This window comes from Amycolatopsis anabasis (assembly GCF_009765355.1).
GTDB lineage: Bacteria > Actinomycetota > Actinomycetes > Mycobacteriales > Pseudonocardiaceae > Amycolatopsis > Amycolatopsis anabasis.
This window is the reverse complement of record NZ_VTHK01000049.1, coordinates 57,689-69,257: the sequence shown is the minus strand read 5'-3', so window position 1 is coordinate 69,257 and position 11,569 is coordinate 57,689. Positions and strand designations below refer to the sequence as shown.

Annotated in this window: 11 protein-coding genes; all 11 read right to left on the bottom strand. The window is 70.6% G+C overall.

The window, feature by feature from the left end; genetic code table 11:
* Positions 1-132 precede the first annotated feature (132 nt).
* Positions 133-1,335: a bifunctional phosphopantothenoylcysteine decarboxylase/phosphopantothenate--cysteine ligase CoaBC gene (gene coaBC, locus FXO23_RS39915; RefSeq protein WP_158892196.1), complete on the bottom strand. Its 1,203-nt coding sequence runs from the start codon at positions 1,333-1,335 to the stop codon at positions 133-135.
* A 16-nt stretch (positions 1,336-1,351) separates the two neighbouring features.
* Positions 1,352-1,621: a DNA-directed RNA polymerase subunit omega gene (gene rpoZ, locus FXO23_RS39910; protein WP_158892194.1), complete on the bottom strand. Its 270-nt coding sequence runs from the start codon at positions 1,619-1,621 to the stop codon at positions 1,352-1,354.
* A gap of 35 nt (positions 1,622-1,656) precedes the next feature.
* Positions 1,657-2,223 (bottom strand): guanylate kinase, encoded by a 567-nt coding sequence (gene gmk / locus FXO23_RS39905; RefSeq protein ID WP_179957012.1) that lies wholly within the window; start codon positions 2,221-2,223, stop codon positions 1,657-1,659.
* Between the two features lie 65 nt (positions 2,224-2,288).
* A complete protein-coding gene (gene mihF, locus FXO23_RS39900) occupies positions 2,289-2,606 on the bottom strand; it encodes an integration host factor, actinobacterial type (protein WP_017983071.1) in 318 nt (105 codons plus the stop codon).
* A 334-nt stretch (positions 2,607-2,940) separates the two neighbouring features.
* The gene (gene pyrF, locus FXO23_RS39895) at positions 2,941-3,762 is read right to left on the bottom strand and encodes an orotidine-5'-phosphate decarboxylase (RefSeq protein WP_158892190.1); all 822 of its coding nucleotides are present in this window, start codon (positions 3,760-3,762) and stop codon (positions 2,941-2,943) included.
* Positions 3,759-7,073: a carbamoyl-phosphate synthase large subunit gene (carB, locus tag FXO23_RS39890; RefSeq protein WP_158892188.1), complete on the bottom strand. Its 3,315-nt coding sequence runs from the start codon at positions 7,071-7,073 to the stop codon at positions 3,759-3,761. The genes pyrF and carB overlap by 4 nt, the downstream gene beginning before the upstream one ends.
* Positions 7,073-8,200, bottom strand: coding sequence for a glutamine-hydrolyzing carbamoyl-phosphate synthase small subunit (carA, locus tag FXO23_RS39885; RefSeq protein ID WP_158892186.1), 1,128 nt, complete (start codon positions 8,198-8,200; stop codon positions 7,073-7,075). The genes carB and carA overlap by 1 nt, the downstream gene beginning before the upstream one ends.
* The gene (locus tag FXO23_RS39880) at positions 8,197-8,730 is read right to left on the bottom strand and encodes a PH-like domain-containing protein (protein WP_158892184.1); all 534 of its coding nucleotides are present in this window, start codon (positions 8,728-8,730) and stop codon (positions 8,197-8,199) included. Before FXO23_RS39880 ends, carA begins: the two co-directional genes overlap by 4 nt.
* Positions 8,730-10,022, bottom strand: coding sequence for a dihydroorotase (locus FXO23_RS39875; protein ID WP_158892181.1), 1,293 nt, complete (start codon positions 10,020-10,022; stop codon positions 8,730-8,732). Before FXO23_RS39875 ends, FXO23_RS39880 begins: the two co-directional genes overlap by 1 nt.
* Positions 10,019-10,951, bottom strand: coding sequence for an aspartate carbamoyltransferase catalytic subunit (locus tag FXO23_RS39870; protein WP_158892179.1), 933 nt, complete (start codon positions 10,949-10,951; stop codon positions 10,019-10,021). The genes FXO23_RS39875 and FXO23_RS39870 overlap by 4 nt, the downstream gene beginning before the upstream one ends.
* Entirely contained in the window at positions 10,948-11,550 is a 603-nt protein-coding gene (gene pyrR, locus FXO23_RS39865) for a bifunctional pyr operon transcriptional regulator/uracil phosphoribosyltransferase PyrR (RefSeq protein WP_158892177.1), read from the bottom strand. Before pyrR ends, FXO23_RS39870 begins: the two co-directional genes overlap by 4 nt.
* Positions 11,551-11,569: the final 19 nt, after the last annotated feature.

The following is an 11,569-nucleotide window of genomic DNA, read 5'->3' as shown; positions in this document are numbered from 1 at the left end:
GTCCGGATGACCCTCAGTCACCGACTCCGAAGTGAACAGCCTGCGATCAGACGCGGTCACGGCCCTAGTCACATCCCATCAGCTAGACGCCAAGTTGCTGCCTCAGCCTACTGAAGTCCGCTGAATTGGGGGTCAACGCTTAGTCAACGCAACTACGGAATCCCACATAGCGGCCGCCAGCTGCGCCTTCGAGCCCAGCGGGATGGGCCGTTCGGCCCCATCGGCGGACAGCAGCCAGCCCGCGTTGTCCTCGACCTCGAAGGCCTTGCCCTCCCCCACGGCGTTGACAACCAGCAGGTCAGAGCCCTTGCGCCGAAACTTGACGCGAGCGTGATCAAGAACACTGCCGCGTTCGTCCCCGGTTTCCGCGGCGAAGCCCACGATGATCTGCCCGGGAAGCCGATTCTGCACCAGTTCGGCCAGAATGTCCGGATTGCGATCCAGGGAAATGACCGGATCCGGCTGATCGTCCGACTTCTTGATCTTGTAGTCGGCCCGGTTCGCCGGGCGGAAATCGGCGACCGCGGCGGCCATCACCACGACATCGGCCTGTTTGGCCGCCTCGTGCACGGCGGTGCGCAGCTCCGCCGCGGTGGACACGTGCCGCACGTCGACGCCCGCGGGATCGGGCAGCGCCACGGTGTGCGCGGCCACCAGGGTCACCTCGGCGCCCCGCTGCGCCGCGACCCGCGCGAGCGCGTACCCCTGCTTGCCGGACGAGCGGTTGCCGAGGTAGCGCACCGGATCCAGCGGTTCCCGGGTGCCGCCCGCGGAGATCACCACGCGCAGGCCTTCCAGGTCGCGGGGCAGCGCGCGGGGTTCGGCGAGCAGCAGGCGCGCGAGGTCGACGATCTCCTGGGGATCGGCCAGGCGGCCCTTGCCGGTGTCCTTGCCGGTCAGGCGGCCGGAATCGGGTTCGGTGACGATCACGCCCCGGGACCGCAGCAGCGCCACGTTGTCCCGGGTCGCCGGGTGCTCCCACATCTCGGTGTGCATCGCCGGGAAGAAGGCCACCGGGCACCGGGCGGTGAGCAGAGTGCTGGTGAGCAGGTCGTTCGCCAGCCCGTGCGCGGCCCGGGCCAGCAGGTCCGCGGTCGCCGGGACGACCAGGACCAGATCGGCCTCGCGGCCGACCCGGACGTGCTGGACCTCGGGCACCTCGGTGAACACACCGGTGTGCACCGGATGCCCGGAAAGTGCTTCGAAAGTGGCCGCGCCGACGAAGTTCAACGCGGCCTCGGTGGGTACCACGCGGACGTCGTGACCGGATTCGGTCAGCCCGCGCAGCACCTCACACGCCTTGTAGGCAGCGATCCCGCCGCCCACCCCGAGCACAACTCGAGGTTTGTTTTCACTCACCTTCGGTGTGCTCGAGCAGACCGGCGTGGATCTCGCGCAGCGCGATCGACAGCGGCTTCTCGCGGGGGCCGGGCTCGACCAGCGGGCCGACGTACTCCAGCAGGCCCTCGCCGAGCTGCGCGTAGTAGTCGTTGATCTGGCGTGCGCGCTTGGCGGCGTAGATCGCCAGCGCGTACTTCGAGCTGACCTTCTCGAGCAGGTCGTCGATCGGCGGGTTGGTGATGCCTTCTAGTTCCTCGCCATAAGCGGCCAGCGTCGTCACTCGCGGTGCTCCCGAATCGTCATGGGTTGAAGTCTTCAATCGCCGATCATCAAGTTTAGCAACTGCTCAGCGGCGGCCCGCACGTCGGCGTTCACGACGCGCGCGTCGAACTCCCCCGAGGCGGCCAGCTCCCGCTCCGCCTCGGCCAGCCGGGCCTTGACGGCGGCCTCCTCCTCGGTGCCGCGGCCGGTCAACCGGCCCACCAGCTCCTCCCAGGAGGGCGGCATGAGCATCACCAGCCGCGCCTCGGGCATGGCCTTGCGGACCTGCCGCGCGCCCTGCAACTCGATCTCCAGCACCGCGGGCCGGCCTTCGGCGAGCGCCCGTTCGACCGGGGCCCGGGGCGTGCCGTAGCAGTTCCCCGCGAACTCGGCCCATTCGAGCAGTTCGCCGTTTTCGACCATCTTGTCGAACGCCGAGCGGTCGATGAAGTGGTAGTGCGCGCCCTCGATCTCGCCCGGCCGGGGAGCCCGGGTGGTGACCGAGACGCTGAAGTAGATGTCCGGGTTCAACCGCCGAAGCTCGCCGACCACGCTGGACTTGCCGACTCCCGACGGGCCCGATACGACGGTGAGCCGGTGCTGGGCACCTTTCCCCAGCACCGGCTCACCGTGGACTTGCTGGCCAGCTGGCTCGCCGACCCGTGCCGCGCCGTTTCCGGTCTCGTTCACTCGCCGCTGAACTCGGCCAGCAGCGCCTTGCGCTGCCGGTCGCCGAGGCCGCGCAGCCGGCGGCTCGGGGCGATCTCCAGGCGCTCCATGGTCTGCTGGGCGCGCACCTTGCCGACGCCGGGGAGCGCCTCGAGGAGAGCGGAAACCTTCATCTTGCCGAGGACCTCGTCCTCGTCGGCCTGCTTCAGCACGTCGGTCAGTGTGGTGCCGCCCCGCTTCAGGCGCTCCTTGAGTTCGGCACGGGCACGACGAGCGGCAGCGGCCTTCTCCAGCGCCGCCTTACGCTGTTCCTCGGTCAGCTGGGGAAGTGCCACGTTTTCCTCCGTAGTACTCAAATTCTGGGTGGGTGACGCGACCGTACCCACCCCGCACCACCGGCCACAATGCGGGGGTGGGCGATAACAACCCATTCATGGGCCTGATATTGCTCTCCGACCGCACATTTCTGGGCCATCCGGGTGGCCCTTCACCCAAGTAAGTACGCGGTGTAGCCACCGTGGTCACGCAACGAAAACTCCCCTGGTAGCACGTTTCCGCACGGCCGGGCTGCCGACGCAGCGTAACCGGGGCCATTCGGCGTAGCGCGCGGACACGCGAACAAGCCGGAACGGGCCGTTCCGGCTTGTTCCACAATGGACAGATATTCGCTCAGGAGGCGAGAGTTTCCCGGGTTCGCCGCACCGCGTCGCGCAGCGCGGCGGGGTCCGGACCGTGCCGGAGCAGGTCCCGGGAGGACGCGGGCAGCACGCCCGGCAGCCCGGCCCCGAACAGCCGCCGGAGATCGGCGACCGTGGCGCCCTGCGCTCCGAAACCGGGCGCGAGAATCGGCCCGTTCAGCGCGCTCAGGTCCAGCTGCCCGGGCGTGACGGTCGCCCCCACCACGACCCCGACATCGCCCGGCCCGGCGACCCCGGCGTTGCACTCGGCCACCTGGTCCACAATGGACTGTGCGACCGTTTTCCCGTTGGGCAGCAGGGCATTCTGCAACTCGTCACTGTCCGGATTGGAGGTTCGGGCGAGCACGATCAAACCGCGCCCGTGCTCGCGCGCGGTCTTGACCGCCCCGGAAAGCGATCCGAATCCGAGGTAGGGCGACACCGTGATCGCGTCCGCGGCGAGCGCGGCTCCCCCGGTCACATAGGCGGCGGAATACGCGGCCATCGTGGAGCCGATATCGCCCCGTTTCACGTCCAGCAGAACCAGTGCCCCGGCCTCTCGCGCATGCTCCTGAACGCGCTCCAGAACCGCGATTCCGGCGGCCCCGAAAGCCTCGAAGAACGCCGATTGCGGTTTCACCACGGCCACTTCCGGCGCGAGCGCGTCGACGGCCGTGAGCGCGAACCGTTCCAGCCCGGAGGCGTCGACCGGCAGGCCCCACGCCTCGATGAGCCCCGGATGCGGGTCGATCCCGGCGCACAGCGGGCCCCGGGCGGCGACCGCGTCCGCCAGCCGCCGCCCGAACCCGGTCACGCCTGGCTCCGCAGCGCCGCCTGGAGTTCCTGCAGCGAGCGCACCCCGATATCACCCCGGATGAGCGCCTCGATGCCGTGCACGGCCGCGGCGGCGCCCTGGATCGTGGTCACGCACGGGATGTCCCGGGACACCGCGGCGGTCCGGATCTCGTAGCCGTCCACCCGGGGGCCGCTGTTGCCGTACGGGGTGTTGATCACCATGTCGACCCCGCCGGCCAGGATCACCTCGACGATGTTCGGCTCGGCCTCGGTGCTGCCCTCGAAGTGCTTGCGCACGGTGGTGCAGGCGATGCCGTTGCGCCGCAACACCTCCCCGGTGCCCGAGGTCGCCAGGATCTCGAACCCGAGGTCGGCCAGCCGTTTGACCGGGAACACCAGGGACCGCTTGTCCCGGTTGGCCACCGACACGAAGACCCGGCCGGAGATCGGCAGCGAGCCGTAGGCCCCCGCCTGCGATTTGGCGAACGCCTTGCCGAAGGAGACGTCCACGCCCATGACCTCGCCGGTGGACTTCATCTCCGGGCCGAGCAGCGAGTCGACGCCGTGGCCCTCCGGGGTGCGGAACCGGTGGAACGGCAGGACCGCCTCCTTGACCGCGACCGGCGCGTCGATCGGAAGGTGACTCCCGTCACCCTCGGCGGGCAGCACCCCGCTCGCGCGCAGATCCTTGATCGAGGAACCGGTCATGATCAGCGAAGCGGCCTTGGCCAGCGGCACCGCGGTCGCCTTGGAGACGAACGGCACCGTCCGGGAGGCGCGCGGATTGGCCTCCAGCACGTAGAGGACGTCGTCCTTGAGCGCGTACTGGACGTTGAGCAGCCCGCGCACCCCCACCCCGCGCGCGATCGCCTCGGTGGAACGGCGCACGGTCTCCAGATCGGACTGGCCCAGCGTGATCGGCGGCAGCGCGCAGGACGAGTCGCCGGAGTGGATCCCGGCCTCCTCGATGTGCTCCATCACGCCGCCGAGGTAGAGCTCCTCGCCGTCGTAGAGGGCGTCCACGTCGATCTCGATCGCGTCGTCCAGGAAACGGTCCACCAGCACCGGATGCTCGGGCGAGACCTCGGTCGCGCGCTGGATGTACCCGGCGAGGTGCTGCTCGTCGTAGACGATCTCCATGCCCCGCCCGCCGAGCACGTAGGACGGCCGCACGAGCACCGGGTAGCCGATCTCGTCGGCGATCCGCTTGGCGCCCTCGAACGAGGTCGCCGTGCCGTAGCGGGGTGCGGGCAGGCCCGCGTCCTGGAGCACCTCGCCGAACGCGCCGCGTTCCTCGGCGAGGTGGATGGCCTCCGGGGGCGTGCCGACGATCGGCACCCCGGCGTCGGCCAGGCGCTGGGCGAGCCCGAGCGGGGTCTGGCCGCCCAGCTGCACGATCGCCCCGGTCACCGTGCCCGAGGCCCGCTCCGCGTGCACGACCTCGAGGACGTCCTCGAAGGTGAGCGGCTCGAAGTAGAGCCGGTCGGAGGTGTCGTAGTCGGTGGACACGGTCTCCGGGTTGCAGTTGACCATCACGGCCTCGAACCCGGCTTCGCGCAACGCGATCGCGGCGTGCACGCACGAGTAGTCGAACTCGATGCCCTGCCCGATCCGGTTCGGCCCGGAGCCCAGGATGAGCACCTTCGGCTTGTCGGCCTGCGCGGTCACCTCGGATTCGGCGGCCGCGTCGGATTCGTAGGCCGAGTAGTGGTACGGGGTCTTCGCCGCGAACTCGGCCGCGCAGGTGTCCACGGTTTTGAACACCGGGCGCACGCCGAGCCGGTGGCGCAGCGCCCGCACCCCGTTCTCCCCGGCCAGTTCCGGCCGCAGCGCGGCGATCTGCGCGTCCGACAGCCCGGTCCGCTTGGCGCGGCGCAGCAGCCACTCGTCCAGCACCGGCGCGTCCCGCACCTCGGCGCCGACCTCGCCGATGAGCGCGATCTGGTCGATGAACCACGGATCGATCCCGCTGGCCTCGTGCACCTGGGCGACCGTGGCGCCCAGCCGCAGCGCCCGCTCGACCGCGTAGAGGCGGCCGTCGTGCGCGGTGCGCAGGTCCTCCAGCGTCGACTCCAGCGTCGCGCCCGCCGGATCGGGGACGGTCCAGAAGCCCTTGGCCTTGGTGTCGATCGAGCGCATGGCCTTGCCCAGCGCCTCGGGGAAGCTGCGGCCCATCGACATGGCCTCGCCGACCGATTTCATGGTCGTGGTCAGCGTCGGATCGGCGCCGGGGAACTTCTCGAACGCGAACCGAGGCACTTTGACGACGACGTAGTCGAGGCTGGGTTCGAAGCTGGCCGGGGTCTCGCCGGTGATGTCGTTGCGGATCTCGTCCAGGGTGTAGCCGATCGCCAGCTTCGCGGCGATCTTGGCGATCGGGAACCCGGTCGCCTTGGACGCCAGCGCACTCGAACGCGACACCCGCGGATTCATCTCGATCACCACCATCCGGCCATCCACCGGATTGATCGCGAACTGGATGTTGCACCCGCCGGTGTCCACCCCGACCTCGCGCAGCACCGCGATCCCCACATCCCGCATGTGCTGGTACTCGCGATCGGTCAGCGTCATCGCCGGGGCCACGGTCACCGAATCACCGGTGTGCACCCCCATCGCGTCCACGTTCTCGATCGAACACACCACCACCACGTTGTCGTGGCGATCGCGCATCAGCTCGAGTTCGTACTCCTTCCACCCGAGCACGCTCTCCTCGATGAGGACCTCGGTGACCGGGCTTTCCTCCAGCCCCACCGAAGCCAGGCGCTCCAGTTCCTCGGACGTGTGCGCCATCCCGGAACCGAGCCCGCCCATGGTGAAGCTGGGCCGGATGACCACCGGCAGGCCGAGCTTCTCGACGGTCTCGCGCACCTCTTCCATCGAATGGCAGACCGCGCTGCGCGGCACCCCGGCGCCGACCGTCCGCACGATGTCCTTGAACTTCTGCCGGTCCTCACCGCGCTGGATGGCGTCGATGTCCGCGCCGATCAACTCGACGCCGTACTTCTCCAGCACACCGCGTTCGTGCAGGGCGACCGCGCAGTTGAGCGCGGTCTGCCCGCCGAGCGTGGCCAGCAGCGCGTCCGGCCGCTCGGCGGCGATGACCTTCTCCACGAAGTCCGGGGTCACCGGCTCGATGTAGGTGGAGTCGGCGAACTCCGGATCGGTCATGATCGTCGCCGGGTTCGAGTTCACCAGGCTGACGCGCAGCCCCTCCTCGCGCAGCACCCGGCACGCCTGGGTGCCCGAGTAGTCGAACTCGGCGGCCTGGCCGATCACGATCGGCCCGGACCCGATGACGAGCACGTGCTCGATGTCAGTGCGTTTCGGCATTAGCGGGACTTCTTCTCCATCAGCGTCACGAACTCGTCGAACAGGGGCGCGGCGTCGTGCGGGCCCGCGGCCGCCTCGGGGTGGTACTGCACGCTGAACGCGGGCACGTCGGCGCAGCGGACGCCTTCGACCGTGTCGTCGTTGGGGCAGTAATGACTGATCTGGGCCGCGCCGAAGGGCGATTCGAACCGCTGGCCCGGCTCGCCTTCCAGGGCGAACCCGTGGTTCTGCGCGGTGATCGCGACCCGGCCGGTGGCCACGTCGATCACCGGGATGTTGATGCCGCGGTGGCCGTACCGCATCTTGTAGGTGCCCAGGCCCAGCGCGCGGCCGAGGATCTGGTTGCCGAAGCAGATGCCGAACAGCGGGATTTCCCGCTCCAGCACGGATTTGGTCAGCGCGGTGGCGTGCGCGGTGGTGGCCGGGTCGCCGGGACCGTTGGACAGGAACACCCCGTCCGGCTCGACGGCCAGCAGATCGTCCAGGCTGCTGCTCGAGGGCAGCACGTGCACCTCGAGGCCGCGCGCGGTCATCTGGCGCGGGGTGTTGGACTTGATGCCGAGGTCCAGCGCGGCGACCCGGAAGCGGCGCTCCCCCTTGGCTTCGACCACGTACGGGGCCGCGGTGCTCACCTCCCCGGCCAGATCGGCGCCGGCCATCGGCGGGCTCGCGAGCACCTCGTCGAGCAGCACGTCGTCGGCGGCCACCGCGTCACCGGAGAACACCCCGGCGCGCATCGCGCCGTGCTCCCGGATGTGCCGGGTCAGCGTGCGGGTGTCCACTTCGGAGATTCCGACCACGCCCTGGCGCGCCAGTTCCGAATCCAGCGATCGGCGCGACCGCCAGTTCGACGGGGTTCGCGCCGGATCGCGCACCACGTATCCGGAAACCCAGATCCGCGCCGATTCGTCGTCCTCGTCGTTCCAGCCGGTGTTGCCGATCTGCGGCGCGGTCTGCACCACGATCTGGCGGTGGTAGGAGGGATCGGTGAGGGTCTCCTGGTAACCGGTCATCCCGGTGCAGAACACCACCTCGCCGAGCGTCCGCCCGTGCGCGCCGTACGCCGCGCCGCGGAAGACCCGGCCGTCCTCAAGCACCAGTGCCGCCGGCGCCCTGTCGCCCCTCATGTCTGGGCCCCTCCTTTGACCTCGTCCCCGTTCTTCCGCTCCGGCGCGATCGCGCGCAGCCGCTCCATCCACTGTGGATAGGCGCCGAGATCGTCTCCGCGGAATCCGGTGTCCAGCAACACATCCGACAGCTGCCAGGTGATCACCAGCAGGCTGTCGCTACCCATGACCTTGCCCGCGATCGCCCGGTCCCGCCGTACGTCCACTATGGACTCGGCGGGGATCCAGAACCCGGGCGCGCCGACCCGCTCCACCTCGAGGCCGCTCTCGTACAGCCGCCAGGTGGCCGAGGTGCGCAGGCCCGCGCCCCGGGTGACGATCCGGTCCTGCCAGTGCCCGGCCCGGGTGGTGCTGACGTACAGCCCCCGCGCGGGCGGCAGCACCGGTTCACCGAGGTTATCCGGCGCGCTGGGGAACGGCGGCACCTGCACGCTCTGCGAACGCGCCTTGCGCCGCCAGCCCAGCCACATGCCCCACACGCACAGCGCGAAGAACGCGACGACGGCGAGCGTCAACCACAACCTGTCCATTAGCGAATCTTCCCTTCACGCGAGGTGATCCGCCCGCGCAACAGCGTGGCGGTCACCACGCCGGGCAGGCGCATTCCCTCGTACGGGGTGTTGTCCGAAATGCTCGCGAGCTCGGCGCCGCGCACCGTCCACTCGGCATCGGGATCGACCAGCACCAGGTTCGCGGGCTCGCCCTCGGCCAGCGGGCGTCCCTGGTCCGGCAGCCCGGCGATCGCCGCGGGCCGCTCGCTCATCACGCGGGCGACACCCCGCCAGTCGAGCAGGCCGGTCCGCACCATCGTCCCGGCCACGATCGACACCGCGGTCTGCAGCCCGAGCATGCCCGGTTTCGCCGCGGCCCATTCGCAGTCCTTGTCCTGCACCGCATGCGGCGCGTGGTCGGTGGCCACGCAGTCGATGACGCCCTCGGCCAGCGCGGCGCGCAGCTTCTCGGCGTCGGATTCGGTGCGCAGCGGCGGGTTGACCTTGTTCACCGGGTCGTAGGTCGCCAGCCGCTCGTCGGTCAGCAGCAGGTGGTGCGGGGTGACCTCGGCCGAGACCCGGGTGCCGCGATCCTTCGCCCAGCGCAGCACGTCGGCCGTGCCCGCGGTGGACACGTGGCAGACGTGCAGGCGCGCCCCGGCGTGCTCGGCCAGCAGGCAGTCGCGGGCGACGATCGACTCCTCGGCCGACGCGGGCCAGCCGGTGTACCCGAGCCGGGACGCGCGCTCGCCCTCGTGGGCCTGCGCGCCGACCGTGAGCCTGGGCTCCTCCGCGTGCTGCGCGACCACCGCGCCCAGCGCGGTCGAGTACTCCAGCGCCCGCCGCATGATCAGCGGGTCGGCGACGCATTTGCCGTCGTCGGAGAAGATCCGCACCCGGGCCGCGGATTTGGCCATCGTGCCGAGTTCGGCGAGCTTCTCCCCCGCCAGCCCGAGGGTGACCGCGCCGACCGGATGCACGTCGACCAGCCCGATCTCCCGGCCGCGCCGCCACACGTGCTCGACGACCACCGCGTTGTCGGCGACCGGATCGGTGTTGGCCATCGCGAAGACCGCGGTGTACCCGCCCAGCGCGGCCGCCTTCGAACCGCTCTCGATCGTCTCGGTGTCCTCCCGGCCCGGTTCGCGCAGGTGCGTGTGCAGGTCCACGAACCCGGGCAGCAGCACCTGCCCCCGGGCGTCGACGACCGCCACGTCCTCGGCCGCGGCCGGGGCGCCGATCTCGGCGATCACGCCGTTCTCGACCAGCACGTCGACCGGCTCGCCCTCCCCGTACAACCGGGTGCCCTTGATCAGCACGGGGTCGGTCACGTGGTTTCTCCTTCGCCGGCCAGCAGGTGATAGAGGACGGCCATGCGGACGTGCACGCCGTTGCGGACCTGTTCGGTGATGGCCGAGGCCGGGGCGTCGGCGACCGCCGAGGCGATCTCCATCCCGCGCAGCATCGGCCCGGGGTGCAGCACCACGGCGTGCTCGGGCAGCAAGCCCAGCCGCGCCTCGTTCAGCCCGTAGGCGATCGAGTACTCGCGGGCGGACGGGAAGAACCCGCCGTGCATCCGCTCGGCCTGCACCCGCAGCATCATCACCGCGTCCACCGCGGGCAACTCGGCGTCCAGATCGTGGGACACGGTCACCGGGAGCGCGTCCACCCCGACCGGCAGCAGCGTGGGCGGGGCGACCAGCACCACCTCGGCGCCGAGCGCGGCCAGCAGGTGGATGTTCGACCGGGCGACCCGGCTGTGCAGGACGTCCCCCACGATCGCGATCCGGCGGTCCTTGAGGACGCCGAGCCGTTCCCGCAGGGTCGCCGCGTCGAGCAGGGCCTGGGTGGGGTGCTCGTGGGTGCCGTCGCCCGCGTTGACCACCGCGGTGCCGGTCTCGCCGAGCCAGCCCGCCAGGCGCTGCGCGGCCCCGGAGGCCGGGTGCCGGATGATCACGCAGTCCGCCCCGGCCGCGGACAGGGTCAGCGCGGTGTCCCGCAGCGACTCCCCCTTGCCGACCGACGAGCCACCGGCGGACACGTTGACCACGTCCGCGCTCATCCACTTGCCCGCGATCTCGAACGAGACGCGGGTCCGGGTGGAGTTCTCGTAGAACATCGTGATGACCGTGCGGCCGCGCAGGGTCGGCAGCTTGCGCACCTGCCGCCCGAGCAACGTGTGCTTGAGCTCGTCGGCGGTGTCCAGCACCGCGGTCGCGAACCCGGTGTCGAGCCCGTCGGTCGCCAGCAAGTGCTTCATGCGTGCCCCTCCGCCCGGTTCCGCAGCAGGACCGCGTCGCGTCCGTCTATTTCGGACAGCAGCACCGCGACCTCCTCCGCGCGCGAGGTGGGCACGTTCTTGCCCACGTAGTCCGCGCGGATCGGCAGCTCCCGGTGCCCCCGGTCGACGAGCACCGCGAGCTGCACGGCCTTCGGCCGGCCGTGGTCGCGCAGGGCGTCGAGCGCGGCGCGGATGGTGCGGCCGGAGAAGAGCACGTCGTCGACGAGCAGCACCAGTCGGTCGTCGATACCGGTGGGCGGCAGCTGCGTCTGCTCCAGCGGTCGCGTCGGCTTCCGGCGCAGATCGTCGCGGTACAACGTGACGTCGAGCGCGCCGGTCGGCGGTTCGATCCCGGAGAACTCGGCGATCCGGGTGGCCAACCGGGTGGCCAGCGGCGTGCCCCGGGTGGGAATACCCAGCAACACGGGTGGGGCAGTGCCCCGTTCGGACCCCGCACCGAGAGCGGTCTTCTCGATGACCTGATGGGCCATTCGGGCGATGGTGCGCGCGACGTCCCCAGCGGTGAGCAGCTCGCGCTCACCGACCGGTTCCGCCGCGCCACGTGGACGTGGCGCCACGGCAGACCTCCTTCCCCGC

Excerpts from the sequence above, each read along its gene's own strand:
- carB (WP_158892188.1), bottom strand. The coding sequence starts at position 7,073 with ATGCCGAAACGCACTGACATCGAGCACGTGCTCGTCATCGGGTCCGGG.
- carA (WP_158892186.1), bottom strand. The coding sequence starts at position 8,200 with ATGAGGGGCGACAGGGCGCCGGCGGCACTGGTGCTTGAGGACGGCCGG.
- FXO23_RS39880 (WP_158892184.1), bottom strand. The coding sequence starts at position 8,730 with ATGGACAGGTTGTGGTTGACGCTCGCCGTCGTCGCGTTCTTCGCGCTG.
- FXO23_RS39870 (WP_158892179.1), bottom strand. The coding sequence starts at position 10,951 with ATGAAGCACTTGCTGGCGACCGACGGGCTCGACACCGGGTTCGCGACC.